15 protein-coding genes are annotated in these 14006 nt (G+C 68.0%); 6 read left to right on the top strand and 9 right to left on the bottom strand.

What is annotated here, in order from left to right; translation table 11 throughout:
* Positions 1 to 81: 81 nt before the first annotated feature.
* Entirely contained in the window at positions 82 to 1035 is a 954-nt protein-coding gene (locus HWX14_RS31160; protein ID WP_175886165.1) for a LysR family transcriptional regulator, read from the bottom strand.
* Positions 1036 to 1140: 105 nt separating this feature from the next.
* Here HWX14_RS31160 and HWX14_RS31155 point away from each other — a divergent pair, with 105 nt between their 5' ends.
* Positions 1141 to 1638, top strand: coding sequence for a GNAT family N-acetyltransferase (locus HWX14_RS31155; protein ID WP_175886069.1), 498 nt, complete (start codon positions 1141 to 1143; stop codon positions 1636 to 1638).
* Between the two features lie 64 nt (positions 1639 to 1702).
* Here HWX14_RS31155 and HWX14_RS31150 read toward each other — a convergent pair whose 3' ends face one another.
* The 4 genes from HWX14_RS31150 to HWX14_RS31135 form a co-directional block, all read right to left on the bottom strand.
* Entirely contained in the window at positions 1703 to 2482 is a 780-nt protein-coding gene (locus tag HWX14_RS31150; protein ID WP_175886068.1) for an ABC transporter ATP-binding protein, read from the bottom strand.
* 18 nt (positions 2483 to 2500) lie between these two features.
* The gene (locus HWX14_RS31145; protein WP_050012017.1) at positions 2501 to 3214 is read right to left on the bottom strand and encodes an ABC transporter permease; all 714 of its coding nucleotides are present in this window, start codon (positions 3212 to 3214) and stop codon (positions 2501 to 2503) included.
* Complete coding sequence (gene hisQ / locus HWX14_RS31140) at positions 3211 to 3900, bottom strand: histidine ABC transporter permease HisQ (RefSeq protein ID WP_006489645.1); 690 nt, start codon at positions 3898 to 3900, stop codon at positions 3211 to 3213. Before hisQ ends, HWX14_RS31145 begins: the two co-directional genes overlap by 4 nt.
* 230 nt (positions 3901 to 4130) lie before the next feature.
* Positions 4131 to 4913 carry an ABC transporter substrate-binding protein gene (locus HWX14_RS31135; protein WP_175886067.1) on the bottom strand — a complete coding sequence of 261 codons (783 nt, stop codon included), beginning with the start codon at positions 4911 to 4913 and terminating at the stop codon, positions 4131 to 4133.
* A 365-nt stretch (positions 4914 to 5278) separates the two neighbouring features.
* Here HWX14_RS31135 and HWX14_RS31130 point away from each other — a divergent pair, with 365 nt between their 5' ends.
* The gene (locus tag HWX14_RS31130) at positions 5279 to 5983 is read left to right on the top strand and encodes a pirin family protein (protein WP_175886066.1); all 705 of its coding nucleotides are present in this window, start codon (positions 5279 to 5281) and stop codon (positions 5981 to 5983) included.
* 68 nt (positions 5984 to 6051) lie between these two features.
* On the opposite strand, the gene HWX14_RS31125 is transcribed toward HWX14_RS31130, so the two are convergent.
* Positions 6052 to 6606 (bottom strand): periplasmic heavy metal sensor, encoded by a 555-nt coding sequence (locus HWX14_RS31125; protein ID WP_175886065.1) that lies wholly within the window; start codon positions 6604 to 6606, stop codon positions 6052 to 6054.
* A gap of 224 nt (positions 6607 to 6830) precedes the next feature.
* On the opposite strand from HWX14_RS31125, the gene HWX14_RS31120 reads away from it, so the two are divergent.
* Both HWX14_RS31120 and HWX14_RS31115 read left to right on the top strand, forming a co-directional pair.
* Positions 6831 to 7556, top strand: a complete 726-nt coding sequence (locus HWX14_RS31120) for a response regulator (RefSeq protein ID WP_006493394.1) — start codon at positions 6831 to 6833, stop codon at positions 7554 to 7556.
* Complete coding sequence (locus HWX14_RS31115) at positions 7540 to 8856, top strand: ATP-binding protein (protein WP_175886064.1); 1317 nt, start codon at positions 7540 to 7542, stop codon at positions 8854 to 8856. Before HWX14_RS31120 ends, HWX14_RS31115 begins: the two co-directional genes overlap by 17 nt.
* A gap of 42 nt (positions 8857 to 8898) precedes the next feature.
* Here the strand turns inward: HWX14_RS31115 and HWX14_RS31110 are convergent, their stop codons facing one another.
* Positions 8899 to 9165 (bottom strand): hypothetical protein, encoded by a 267-nt coding sequence (locus HWX14_RS31110; RefSeq protein WP_011545926.1) that lies wholly within the window; start codon positions 9163 to 9165, stop codon positions 8899 to 8901.
* Between the two features lie 505 nt (positions 9166 to 9670).
* Here HWX14_RS31110 and HWX14_RS31105 point away from each other — a divergent pair.
* Positions 9671 to 11428: an ABC transporter permease subunit gene (locus HWX14_RS31105; protein ID WP_175886063.1), complete on the top strand. Its 1758-nt coding sequence runs from the start codon at positions 9671 to 9673 to the stop codon at positions 11426 to 11428.
* Positions 11429 to 11450: 22 nt separating this feature from the next.
* Positions 11451 to 12788 (top strand): nitrate/sulfonate/bicarbonate ABC transporter ATP-binding protein, encoded by a 1338-nt coding sequence (locus tag HWX14_RS31100; RefSeq protein WP_175886062.1) that lies wholly within the window; start codon positions 11451 to 11453, stop codon positions 12786 to 12788.
* A 78-nt stretch (positions 12789 to 12866) separates the two neighbouring features.
* Here the strand turns inward: HWX14_RS31100 and HWX14_RS31095 are convergent, their stop codons facing one another.
* Entirely contained in the window at positions 12867 to 13361 is a 495-nt protein-coding gene (locus HWX14_RS31095; RefSeq protein ID WP_175886061.1) for a hypothetical protein, read from the bottom strand.
* Positions 13358 to 13909: a hypothetical protein gene (locus HWX14_RS31090; protein ID WP_175886060.1), complete on the bottom strand. Its 552-nt coding sequence runs from the start codon at positions 13907 to 13909 to the stop codon at positions 13358 to 13360. Before HWX14_RS31090 ends, HWX14_RS31095 begins: the two co-directional genes overlap by 4 nt.
* Between the last annotated feature and the right edge of the window lie 97 nt (positions 13910 to 14006).

Here is a 14006-nt window from a genome sequence, read left to right as displayed (position 1 = left end):
GGTAAGTATTTCGTAATGATTCCGGCGATTGTCGCCATCGCCGATCGACGCCGGAAACGCCCGTCCGACAACGCGCGGCGCCTAGTCCGAGCGCGGCCGTGCATCGAGCAACTGCGCGCGAATCCAGCGATGCGCATCGGTGCGCGCATGCTTCGCGTGCGAGTAGACCTTCACCGTGTAGCGCGGGATCTCGAACGGCGCGGGGAAGAGGCGGATCGGCGCCGCGTGCCGCAGCGCCTGCGCGGCACGGTTCGGCACGGTCATCAGGAGTGCCGACTCCGCGATCACGAACGGCGCGGCCAGCACGGTCGGCAACTGCACGGCCACGTGTCGCGCGAGACCGAGCCGGTCGAGCACGTAGTCGACGACGCCGCGCGATTCGTTCCACGGCGTGACGACCACGTGGCGCGCCGCCAGGTACTGGTCGAGCGTCAGCCGCCGGCGGATGTCCGGATGCGCGGCGCTCGCGATCACGACGTAGTCGTCGGAGAACCAGTCGAAATCCTCGATGCCCGGCGCGTCGGCCGACGATTCCTCGTGGTAGCCGAGCGCGAAGTCGATGCGGCCGGCCGCGAGCTCGTCGACGGAAATCTTGCGGTCCGAATGGACGACGCGGATCCGTAGGTGCGGCGCCACGTGCTGGATGCGGGCGAGGAACGCCGGCAGCACCGCGAACGCCGTGTAGTCGGTCGCGGCGAACACGAACGTACGGTCGCTTTGCGCGGGATCGAAGCGGCGCGCGCGGGCGAGCCCCTTCGACATCGCGTCGAGCGCGTCGCCGGCCCACGTGGCGATGTCGTCGGCGCGCACGGTCGGCTGCATCTCGTTGCCGAGGCGCACGAACAGCGCATCGCCGATCGCGTCGCGCAGCCGGGCGAGCGCATGGCTCAATGCGGACGGGCTCAACGCGAGCTCGTGCGCGGCTGCCGCCACCGAGCGGTGGCGGTACAACGCGTCGAACACGAGCAGCAGGTTCAGATCGAGACGGCGCAGATCGGGATGCATGATGTTCAGGTCGGAATGAAAAAACTGCACTTCCTGCAGGCACGGCATGAACGTAGCATGACGGTTTGAGCGGCGCCACTGCGACTGTGCGGCGCCGCCTTTCCGTTTCAGCCGGGCCGGAGGAGGGCTCAACCCGTGCAAATCGATATCCGTTCCGCCACCGTCGCCGACGTGCCGCAGATCCTGCGCTTCATCACCGAACTGGCTGTCTACGAGAAGGCGGAGCACGAAGTCGTCGCGACGCCCGACTCGCTCGAACGCAGCCTGTTCGGCGAAGGCTCGCCGGCGCGCGCGCTGATGTGCGAGGTCGACGGCGAGCCGGCCGGCTTCGCCGTGTATTTCTTCTCGTATTCGACGTGGCTCGCGCGGCAGGGGCTGTATCTGGAGGATCTGTACGTGTCGCCGCGGTTTCGCGGCGCCGGCGCGGGGCTGCGGCTGCTGAAGGCGCTCGCGCGGATCGCGGTCGAGTCGGGCTGCGGGCGTTTCGAATGGAGCGTGCTCGACTGGAACGAGCCGGCGATCCGCTTCTACGAGAGCGTCGGCGCGGCGCCGCAGAGCGAATGGGTGCGTTACCGGCTGGCGGGCGACGAATTGCGCGCATTCGCCGACGGCGCGCCGGTGAGCGTCGCGTAAACGCAAAACGGGCGCCGCGCGGCGAACCGCGGGGCGCCCGTTCGAGCGTGGCGGGTGACGGGCGTTACTTGAGGCTGCCCGACAGGAAGCCGCGCAGGCGTTCGCTCTTCGGGTTCGCGAACACTTCGGCCGGCACGCCTTGTTCCTCGACGCGGCCCTGGTGCAGGAACATCACGTGATTCGACACGTTGCGCGCGAAGCCCATCTCGTGCGTGACGACGATCATCGTGCGGCCTTCCTCGGCGAGCTTCTGCATCACCTTCAGCACTTCGCCCACCAGCTCCGGGTCGAGCGCGGAGGTCGGCTCGTCGAACAGCATCACGTCCGGATGCATCGCCAGCGCACGCGCGATCGCCACGCGCTGCTGCTGGCCGCCGGACAGATGCGACGGATACTGCTTCTCGACGCGCGGCGCGAGGCCGACCTTCTCGAGATACTCGCGCGCACGGTCCTCGGCTTCCTTCTTCGGGATGCCGAGCACGTTCACCGGCGCTTCCATCACGTTCTCGATCACGTTCATGTGCGACCAGAGGTTGAAGTGCTGGAACACCATCGACAGCTTGGTGCGCACGCGCTGCAGCTGCTTCGAATCGGCCGCACGCAGCGCGCCCGTCTTGTCGAGCGCGGTGCGCACTTCCTCGCCGTCGACGAAGATGCGGCCCGCGTTCGGCTGCTCGAGGAAGTTGATACAGCGCAGCATCGTGCTCTTGCCGGAGCCGGACGAGCCGATCACGCTGATCACGTCGCCCGAGTTCGCCCTGAGCGACACGCCTTTGAGCACCTCGTTGTCGCCGTACCGCTTGTGGAGATCGTCGACGAAAAGCTTCTGGGTCTGGGAGTTCATCAATAGTCCTGCGAAAACTTACTTGCCTTGCGGGCGCAGATACGCGAGCCAGCGGCGCTCGGCCTGGCGGAACAGCCACACGAGCGTGAACGAGATCACGAGGTAGAGCAGGGCGGCGATGCCGAACGCGTGGAACGACATGTAGGTCGCCGAGTTCACGTCGCGCGCGATCTTCAGGATGTCCGGCACGGTCGCGGTGAAGGCCACCGTCGTCGCGTGCAGCATCAGGATCACTTCGTTGCTGTACAGCGGCAGCGCGCGGCGCAGCGCCGACGGCAGGATCACGCGGCGATACATCGTGAACGGGGACATCCCGTACGCGCGCGCGGCTTCGATCTCGCCGTACGACGTCGCCTTGATCGCGCCCGCGAAGATTTCGGTGGTGTACGCGCAGGTGTTCAGCGTGAACGCGAGCAGCGTGCAGTGCATCCCGTCGCGGAAGAACGCATCGAGCATCGGCGTGCCGCGCACGGCCTGCAGGCTGTACAGGCCCGTGTAGCACAGCAGCAGTTGCACGTAGAGCGGCGTGCCGCGGAACACGTACGTGTACAGCCACACGGCGCCCGCCAGCCACTTCCGCTTCGACACGCGCGCGACGGCGAGCGGCACCGACAGGCAGAAGCCGAGGCCGATCGACACGACCAGCAGCCACAGCGTGATCGCGACACCGGTGATGCGATAGCCGTCGGTGTACAGATAGTTGCGCCAGTATTCTTGGATGAGTTCGATCATAGGTCAGCCTTGCGGACACCGGTCGAGTAGCGCTTTTCGAGCCACATCAGCACGAAGTTCGAGATCGTCGTGATGGCGAGGTAGACCGCTCCCGCGATCAGCGTGAAGAAGAAGAACCGCAGCGTGCCCTTGCCGGCGTCCTGCGACGCCTTCACGACGTCGGCCAGGCCGATGATCGACACGAGCGCGGTCGACTTCACGAGCACCTGCCAGTTGTTGCCGATGCCCGGCAGCGCGAAGCGCATCATCTGCGGGAACATGATCCGCGTGAACACCTGCCAGTTCGTCATCCCGTATGCGCTGCCGGCCTCGAGCTGGCCGCGCGGCACCGACAGGAACGCGCCGCGGAACGTCTCGGTGAAGTACGCGCCGTAGATGAAGCCGAGCACGAGCACGCCGGCCAGGAACGGGTCGATGTCGATCTGGTCCCAGCCGAGCGCGTCGGTCGCCATGTTCAGCCAGATCTGCAGGCTGTAGAACAGCAGCAGCATCAGCACGAGATCGGGTACGCCGCGGATCAGCGTCGTGTAGACGGTGCCGACGCCGTTCGTCACGCGGTTGCGCGACAGCTTCGCGCCGGCGCCGAGCAGCCCGAGCAGGAACGACAGCGCAAGCGAAAGCACCGCCAGTTTGACGGTTTGCCAGGTGCCGGCGAGGATCAGCGGGCCGTAGCCTTGTAGAAACATATGGGGTCCCTGGTGTGGTCCCTGAGGGCGCACGCAGTGCGCCGCGAAAGACGCGCCCGCCAAGCTGCGCGGAACGCCCCGTGCGTATCATGACCGTCCGCCCCGGCAACGGTGCCGGGCGAGCCCGTCGCGCGAGCGGCGGGCAAGGGGGCGGGCGGCGCGTGGTTGACTGCCTGTACTGCCCGGACGCGGGGCCGCCCCCGCATCCGCTGCTTCTGCTTAGGCCGCGTTCAGCGCGCCGACGCCGAATAGACGCTGAACGAGAAGTACTTGTGCGACAGCCGGTCGTACGTGCCGTCCTTGTGCATGTCGGCCAGCGCCCGGTTGATCCTGAGCTTCAGGTCGGTGTCTTCCTTGCGCAGGCCGATCGCGGTGCCGTCGCCGATCGTCTTCGGATCCTTCACTTCCGGCCCGGCGAACGCGAAGCCCTTGCCGCGCGGCGTGCGCAGGAAGCCGTAGTCGGCCTGCAGCTCGTCCTGCAGCGTCGCGTCGAGGCGGCCCGAGCCGAGATCGGTATAGACCTGGTCCTGGTTCTGGTAAGGAATGACCGTCACGCCCTGCGGTTCCCAGTACGCCTTCGCGTAGGTTTCCTGCGTCGAGCCCTGCTCGACGCCGACGCGCTTGCCTTTCAGCGACGCGACCGTCGGCAGCAGCGGCGAGCCGCTCTTCGCGATCATCCGCGCGGGCGCGTCGTACACCTTGTCGGAGAAGTCGATCTGCTCGCGGCGCTTGTCCGTGACGGTCAGCGACGACACGATGACGTCGTACTTCTTCGCCTTCAGCGCCGGGATGATCCCGTCGAGATCCTGCGCCACCCACACGCATTTCACGTTGATCCGCTTGCAGATTTCCTTGGTGAGATCGACGTCGAAACCGACGATCTCGCCGCTCGGCGCGGTCGACTCGAACGGCGGGTAGCTGGCATCGACGCCGATCCGCACGGTCTTCCACTCCTTCGCGAAGGCGCTGCCCGCCACGAGGGCGACGGCGGCGCACAGGGCGGCCTTCTTCATTTCCATCCTTCTGTTGCTGACTTTCCGGGGGCGCTCGCGGCCGGTCGGACCGGGCGCCGCGGCGTATTCTAGACGGCCAAAAATCGCCGATCGGCGCTCTGGCGTTGGCGGCCGCCGGAACGGCGAACGCCAAAAGGGCGGTATTTTACCCGAACGCGATACCCGGAAAACGGCAATCCGGCACGGTCGACCGATTCCTCGAATCGGCTGTTGCGGCAATCGCGGTATTCGCAACGAATATTTCTGAGATTGGTTTCGCGGCTGCAACGATGCGGTGCGCGGGCGGCGGATTGTGGCGCGGTCAGCCTCCCCCTACAGTGGAGGTAAACCCGAACAGAACATCTGCGCCCCCGAGCGTCCACCCCATGTTCCAGATCCTGCGCGCCGAAGACCGCTGGCACACGCGCCACGGCTGGCTCGAGTCGAGTCACAGTTTTTCGTCCGCCTGCCGCACCGCGCATGCGCCGGTGCGTCCGTCCATCGGCGCGCTGTGCGTGCTCAGCGAGGACCGGATCGCGCCGACGCGCGGTTTCGGGATGCAGCCGCGCCGCGACGTGGAGATCGTCACTTACGTGCTGGATGGCACGCTCGCGCACCGCGACAGCCTCGGCTGCGGCGCGATCGTGCGGACCGGCGGCATCCAGCGGATGAGCGCCGGCACGGGGCTCATGCACAGCGAAACCAACGCGTCGCGCGACCGGCCGCTGCATCTGCTGCAGATCTGGCTGCAGCCGGCCGAGCCGGGCGGGCGGCCCGGCTACGAGGAGCGGCGTTTCGCCGACGACGAGAAGCGCGGCCGGCTGAGGCTCGTCGCGGCGCCCGACGGCGGTGACGGCGTGCTGTCGATGCGGGCGGATGCCCGCATCTTCGCGGGGCTGATCGACGGCGACGAGACGACCGCGTTCGACGTACCGGCCGGGCGCAGCGTCTACGTGCACGTGGCGCGCGGCGAGGTCGAGGTCAACGGCCGCGCGCTGGCGGCCGGCGACGGCGCGCGGATCGGCGGCGTGGACGCGGTCGCGTTCGCGCGCGGCCGCACGGCCGAGGTGCTGCTGTTCGACGTCGCCTGAAACGAAAAAGGGGACGCAGGCCGGTGCCTGCGTCCCCTTCGAGGCCGCTGCGGGAGCGGCCCGCCGGCTTACTGCGCCGGCGCCGACGCGCCCTTGGCGGCCGCGCGATGCTGCTCCCAGCGCTCCTTCATCTTCTCGTGGCGCTGCTCCATCTTCGCGAACTGCTGCTTGAGCGCGGTGCTGACCGTCGTCTTCTGCTGGTCGTTCAGCCCGTTGTAGAACGTGAGCCACGCGGCGGACGTCTGCTCGCGCAGTTGCGCGTTCTGCGCCTCCGCCTGCTGGCGTGCCGAGTGCATCGCGCTCAGGTCGAGGATCGGCTGGTTCTGCTGCGCCTTGAACTGCTCGCGCATCTGCTCGTGGCTCTTGCGCATCGCGTCACGGTTCTGCTTCATCGTGTTGACGGCTGCCTGCCATTGCTGTTCCTGCGACGCGTTGAGCTTCAGCTGGTCGTGCAGTTTCATGATCGCGCCGAACGGGCCGCCTTCGTGCCCGTCATGCATCCGGTGCATGCCGGGGCCGCCCGGCGGCGGCACGTCGGTGGGCTGCGCGGCATGCGCGGTGCCGAATGCGAGAGCGAGCACGGTGGCGGCCGCGATGGCCACGCGGGAAGTCTTCTTATACATTTCAGAAACTCCTTGTATCCAAAGGGTCCGGCGATGCGGTGCCGGGAAAGTCGGGTACCGCATCCGGTAAGACGCAGGTTAGCGATGCAGGCCCCGGCGGGTGTTACGCGGGGTGGCGGCCCGGTTACCGCGCATTACAGTTCCCTTGCGCGGTAACCCGCAGTAACCCTTTCGCCCCTTTGTTTCGTTCTTCGACTCCGCCCTCGCGCGGTAAACTTCGAGCCATGACTACCCAGATCCTCATCGTCGACGACGACCAAGAACTCCGAGACCTGCTGCGCGACTATCTCGTGCGCCAGGGGATGGAAGTGTCCGTGCTGCACGACGCGGCGACGCTCGAGAAGCGCCTCGAGCGCGAGCGGCCCGACCTGATCGTGCTGGACCTGATGATGCCGGGCGTGGACGGCCTGACCGCGCTGCGCCAGTTGCGCGCGGCCGGCGACGACATCCCCGTGATCATGCTGACCGCACGGGCGGACGACGTCGACCGCATCGTCGGGCTCGAGCTCGGCGCGGACGACTACCTCGGCAAGCCGTTCAACCCGCGCGAGCTGCTCGCGCGCGTGCAGGCCGTGCTGCGCCGCCGCCGCGCGACGCCGTCGGCAGCCGCGCCCGAGCAGCGCGAGCCGTTCGCGTTCGGCCGCTTCCTGCTCGACTTCCAGGCGCGCACGCTGTCGGTCGACGGCAAGCCGGCCACGCTGTCGAGCAGCGAATTCGCGCTGCTGAAGATCTTCGTGAACCATGCGCTGCGCACGCTCACGCGCGAGCGGCTGCTCGAGCTGCTGCACGGGCCCGAGTACGACGGCACCGACCGCGGCATCGACGTCCAGGTGTGGCGCCTGCGCCGCATCCTCGAAACGGATCCGTCGACGCCGCGCTTCATCCAGACGGTCCGCGGGCGCGGCTACGTGTTCGTGCCCGACGGCGAGGCCCATGCGCAAACCCATTGATTCACTGTTCGGGCGGCTGGCGCTGCTCGTCGTCGGCGTCCTGCTCCTGTCGCACTTCGCGTGGTTCTTCGCGATGCGGCTCGAGCGCAACCAGATGCAGACGCGTTATGCGGTCGAGGAGGCCGCGTTCCTCGTCGACGCGGTGCGCCAGCACGTCGCGCGCACGCCCGACCAGCCGCTGCCGTCGCGCGTGCGGCTCGTGTCGCCGGATAGCGCCGACGTGCCGAAGGGCGGCGATGCGGGGCTGCCGCCGCCGCTGAAGCGGTTCCGCGACGACGTGAGCGACCGCATGCCGCCCGGCACGCAGGTCGAGATCGGCACGCCCGGCCATCCGCCGGTGCTGTGGGTGAAGGAGCCGGCCGACCGCAACTGGATCGTGGTGCCCGTGCAGCCGCTGCGGCCGCCGCGCTCGCTCGACCGGATGCTGCTGTGGCTCGGCACGATCTTTTCGGCCGGCGTGATCGCCGCGCTGTTCGCGGCCTGGCAGTTGCAGCAGCCGCTGCGCTCGCTCGCGCGCGCGGTCGCGCGTTTCGGCCGCGGGCAGCCGGTGCCCCCGCTGCGCGAACGCGGGCCGCGCGAGCTGCGCCAGCTCACGCACGGCTTCAACCAGATGGTGGAGCAGGTGTCGCAGGCCGACAGCGATCGCGCGGTGATGCTGGCCGGCGTTGCGCACGACCTGCGCACGCCGCTCGCGCGGATGCGCCTGCGGGCGGAAATGATGGATGACGCGCGGCTGCGCGACGGCGTCGTGCGCGATGTCGACTCGATGTCGCACATCGTCGACCAGTTCCTGGTGTTTGCGCATGGCGGGGCCGATCGCAGCGAGCCGGTGCCGGTCGACCAGGCGTGCGAGCGGATCGCGCGCAGCTATCGCGCGGTCGCGCCGAACGCGCCGACGGTCCAGACGCGGCTGGAGGCCGATCCCGGCTTCCGGCTGCCGACGGCGACGCTCGACCGGATCCTGTCGAACCTGCTGGACAACGCGCATGCGTATGGCGCACCGCCCGTGCTCGTCGAGACGGCGCGCACGCCGGCCGGCTACGTGCTGTCGGTCAGCGACAGCGGCGGCGGCATCGCGCCGCGTGACCTCGCGGTCGCCACGCGGCCGTTCGTGCGGCTCGATCCGGCGCGCGGCGGGAACGGCCACAGCGGGCTCGGGCTCGCGATCGTCGAGCGGCTCGTGCTCAGGCTGGGCGGCGCGTGCGACATCGGCAATCGCCCCGAAGGCGGCCTGCGGGTATCGATGACGTTCCCGTTCGAGGCCGTGCCGAAGGACGAACCTCACGCGCAGGCCGCCTGAGCGGCTGCGGCGCCTGCCCCACCGGGCGGGCGCCGCGCGGCGTCATTCGCCGAACAGCGTGCCGAGCGTCTCGGCCGCGTTGCTGTCGATGGTGTTGTAGGTCACCGTGGTGGCCTCGAAGATATAGACGGTCGTATACCGGCCGAGGCGCTCCAGGATTTCCTCCTGCAGCGATTCCGGCACGACGTTCATGTTCAGGTACCACGCCGTCGACGACAGCCGCGTCTGGAACGACCCGTACTCCTGCATGAGTTCATAGAACGCGTCGGCATCCTGATCGCGACAGACGATCACCAAGTTTCCTGCCATTCCCTTCCTCCCGCTCGTCGGTCGATCCCCGGGGCCGGTCGACACAGGGCGCGTGCGCATGGCCGCGACCCGGCCGGAAACGGCCCCCCGGGGGCTAGCCCCGATCATACCTGCTTCGCCGTATCCGGCTGCTGATGCCGGACACGGTTTGGGCCCGCGTGCGGGTGGCGGGTTCACGGCCGGGCCGGATCACGGCATAATTCGGGCCTGCGTGCCGGCCGCGGGACCGCGGCCAGGCTGTTCCGTACCGCGCGCCCGCCGCCCGTCCACGCGCCGGGCACGATCCATGCGCTGCCCGCGCCGTTCCCGGACGGTTGTACCTGAAATACGGGTTGGTGTAGTGTCGTGCCGTCGCGGCCCGGCTCGACCGGCCGCGGCAGCGCATGCGCGCACGGCGCGCCGCGTGCGCGAGATCGCCAGTCAATCGAATTACCGCGCCCGTGCGCTTTGCCATGAATCAACATCGACTGCCGGCTTCGATCGGCCTTACCGGGGAGGGCGCCTGATGAACGTCGGATTCTTCAATCCGAACCGGACCGCCAACGCATCCGCGTGGCGCGTGCTGCCGAACCGGTGGGACTTCATCGCCTTTCCGCTGATCATCTGCCTGATCGCGATGGCGGTGGTCGGCTTCCACGAAACGATGGCGCCGATCGGCGTGCTGCAGACGCAGAAGATCTCGCTCGATCCGTCGAACCTGCCCGAATACGCGCTGCGCACCACGCTGCGGATGCTCGCCGCGATGGTCGCGTCGCTGGCGTTTACGCTCGTCTACGGCACCCTCGCGGCCAAGAGCCGCCGCGCGGGCATGGTGCTGATCCCGATCCTCGACATCCTGCAGTCGGTGCCGGTGCTCGGCTTCATCTCGTTTACGGTCACGTTCTTCCTCGCGCTGTTCCCGAGCCGCGTGCTCGGCGCCGAGCTGGCCGCGATCTTCGCGATCTTCACGAGCCAGGCATGGAACATGACGTTCAGCTTCTACCAGTCGCTGCGCACGGTGCCGCGCGACCTGGACGAAGTGGCGCGGAGCTTCCACCTGACGTCGTGGCAGCGCTTCTGGAAGCTCGAGGTGCCGTTCTCGATGCCGGGCCTGATCTGGAACATGATGATGTCGATGTCGGGCGGCTGGTTCTTCGTCGTCGCGTCGGAGGCGATCACCGTCGGCAACCAGACGATCACGCTGCCGGGCATCGGCGCGTATCTCGCGCAGGCGATCTCGGACAAGAACTTCGGCGCGATCGGCTGGGTGATCCTGACGATGACGGTCGTGATTCTCGCCTACGACCAGTTCCTGTTCCGCCCGCTCATCGCGTGGGCCGACAAGTTCCGGATGGAGAACACCGCGTCGGGCGATGCGCCGCAATCGTGGCTGCTCGACCTCGTGCGCCGCACGCGGCTGATCCATCAGCTGCTCGTGCCGGCCGGCTGGTTGTTCGCGAAGGCCGCGCGGATCCCGCTGCGCCTGCCGCTGTCGGGCGCGATGCGCTTCTCGCTGCCGAAAGTCGAGAAGAAGGCGTCGCGCACGGTCGACATCGCGTGGGCGGGCCTCGTGCTGATCGGCACCGCCTATATCGTGTGGCGCGTCGTCAGCTTCGTCGCGACCGGCGTGACGATGGACGAGGTCGGCCACGTGCTCGTGCTCGGGCTCATCACGCTGCTGCGCGTGGTCGTGCTGATCTCGATCGCCTCCGTGATCTGGGTGCCGATCGGCGTATGGGTCGGGCTGCGTCCGAAGCTGGCGGAGAAGCTGCAGCCACTCGCGCAGTTCCTCGCCGCGTTCCCGGCGAACCTGCTGTTCCCGGTGTTCGTGATCGTGATCGCGCGCTTCCACCTGAACGCGGACATCTGGCTGTCGCCGCTGATCGTGCTCGGTACGCAGTGGTATATCCTGTTCAACGTGATCGCGGGCGCGACGTCCTACCCGAACGACTATCGCGAAGCGGCGACCAACTTTCGGATCCGCGGCTGGCAGTGGTGGCGTCAGGCGATCCTGCCCGGCATCTTCCCGTACTACGTGACCGGTGCGATCACCGCCTCGGGCGGCGCGTGGAACGCGAGCATCGTGTCGGAAGCCGTGCAGTGGGGCAGCACCCGGATCGAGGCGCACGGCCTCGGCGCCTACATCGCGCAGACCACCGCCGCCGGCGATTTTCCGAAGATCATCCTGGGCATCGCCGTGATGTCCCTGTTCGTCACCCTGTTCAACCGCCTGCTGTGGCGCCCGCTGTATGCCTTCGCCGAAGCGAAGCTGCGGCTCGACTGAGACCGATTGAGAGCGAAACGCGATGCACAATCCGAATGCTGTAAACGCCCCCGTCCAGACGTCCCAGCCGCCGCGCCTCGGTGAAGAAATCCTGCGCGTCGATCACGTCTGCCGCGGCTTCAACAAGACCCAGGGCGAGCTGCTCGTGCTCGACGACGCGAACCTGTCGCTGCGCGAAGGCGAGATCGTCGGCCTGCTCGGCCGCTCCGGGTCGGGCAAGTCGACGTTGTTGCGCATCATCGCGGGCCTGATCGAGCCGACCGGCGGTGAAGTGACCTATCTCGGCCAGCCGCTGCGCGGCCCGGCCGAAGGTGTCGCGATGGTGTTCCAGACTTTCGCGCTGTTTCCGTGGCTCACCGTGTTGCAGAACGTCGAAGCCGGGCTCGAAGCGCTCGGCGTGGGTGCGCGCGAGCGGCGCGAGCGTGCGCTGGCCGCGATCGACTTGATCGGTCTCGATGGTTTCGAGAACGCGTATCCGCGCGAGCTGTCGGGCGGGATGCGTCAACGCGTCGGTTTCGCGCGCGCGCTCGTCGTCGACCCGACGATCCTGCTGATGGACGAGCCGTTCTCCGCGCTCGACGTGCTGACCGCCGAGACGCTGCGTACCGATTTGCTCGACCTGTGGACGCAGGGCCGGATGCCGATCAAGTCGGTGCTGATCGTCACGCACAACATCGAGGAAGCGGTGTTCATGTGCGATCGCATTCTCGTGCTGTCGTCGAACCCGGGCCGCGTGATCGCCGAGATCAAGGTGCCGTTCAAGCATCCGCGCAATCGTCTCGACCCTGCGTTCCGCAAGCTCGTCGACGACATCTACGCGAAGATGACCGCGCGCCAGACCGGCGAGGCGACCAAGAAGGGGCTCGAGCTCGGCAGCTGGCTGCCGCAGGTGTCGACCAACCTGATGGCCGGCCTGATCGAGACGCTTGCGATGGCGCCGTACCACGGCCGTGCGGACATGCCGGAAATCGCGCGCTCGCTGCACCTGGAGGTCGACGACCTGTTCCCGATCGCGGAAGTGCTGCAGTACCTCGGCTTCGCGGACGTACGCGAAGGCGACGTGTTCCTGACGCCGCCGGGGCGCGTGTTCGCGGAATTCGGCACGCAGGAGCGCAAGCTGATGTTCGCGGATCACCTGCTGAAGCACGTGCCGCTCGCCGCGCGGATCAAGAAGGTGCTGAACGAGCGTCCGGGCCATCGCGCGCCGCGCGTGCGCTTCGAGCAGGAGCTGGAGGATTTCCTGTCGGATGGCGCGGCCGAGGAAACGCTCGACGCGGTGATCGACTGGGGGCGGTACGGCGAGATCTTCTCGTACAACGACCAGACGGAGATCTTCAGCCTCGAGGACGTCGAGTCCTGATGCTGGCGGGGCGCGCGGTATAACTGCGCCTCGTAGAACCCCAAGGGCGCCGCGCACGACGCGCGGCGCCCCGCACCGCTACTGCAAATTCCCCCACCGATCAACGGCCGGTTCCGCGGACGCCCACTTCCAGTGCGTGCCTTGCTGGCACGCATTCGCGAAGTACCAGTCGGCCTTGTCGCCGTCCTTCACCGAGAACGCGAATTCCTTGCACAGCGCGAGCGCCGACGCGTACGCACGCGTGACGCGCACCTCGCCTTCGCCGTTTTCCAGCGGCAGGGTGTTCTTCACCTTCCACGGCTTCACTTCGCCGACGGCGAGGCTGCCGGCCGTCTTCGCGATTGCGTCCTGCTGATTCTGATGGAGCTGCTTCATCGTGCGGTTGACGGCTTCGTCGGTCGCGGCCTGCACGGCGATGCCGACGCCGACGCCGACCGCCGGGTTCGCGGTGACGAGGCCCGTGGCCGCGCCGGCCAGCGCGCCGCTCGCCGCGCCGACCGACCCGCAGCCCGACAGCGCGACCGTCGCCGCGCACAGCGTACCGATCGCCGCGATACGGATCGCGACGCTCATTGCAGCGCGCCCCAGCGTTCGGTCGCCGGTTCGGCCGATGCCCATTTCCACACGGGCCCGTCGCGGCAGAGGGTGGCGACGTAGAACGCCGATTGCGCGGCCTTGTCGGCCTTCGCCGGCGTGTCGACCGCGAACACGATTTCCTTGCAGTCGAGCGGACCGACGCTGATCATCCGGCTGACCGTCACGCGGCCGTGCTCGTCATCCTCGATCGGGAACGAATGGTGCGTCGACCACGGCGCGACGCCGCCGACGTCGAGCGGGCCAGCCGCCTTCGCGATCTGCTCCTGCGTGTAGCGGTGCGCGACGCGTTGCGAGTACTGGACACCGGCCCGCGCGCCGGCGACGGCGCCGAGGCCGATGCCCGTCGCGACGGCGGCGTTGTTGGTGACCTTGGAGGCGATCGCGGCGCCCGCGATACCGGCGCCGGCCGTCGCGCCTTCGCTGTACAACGAATTGCAGCCGGACAGCAGTGCAGCCGTGGCGATCACGGCCAGCACGACGCGCGCCGGCGTGGCCCGGCGCGGCGATTCGAAACGAATGTTCATCCCTGAGTGCAAGTCCTGTCTGGGTGAGCGGCGACGCGTGCACGCCCTGATGCCGCGTCATTGTTTCGCAATTGTCATGGGAAAACTGCAAAGCTTT

Source organism: Burkholderia sp. BCC0044 (assembly GCF_902832955.1).
Lineage (GTDB): Bacteria > Pseudomonadota > Gammaproteobacteria > Burkholderiales > Burkholderiaceae > Burkholderia.
This window is presented reverse-complemented; position numbering and strand designations above follow the sequence as displayed.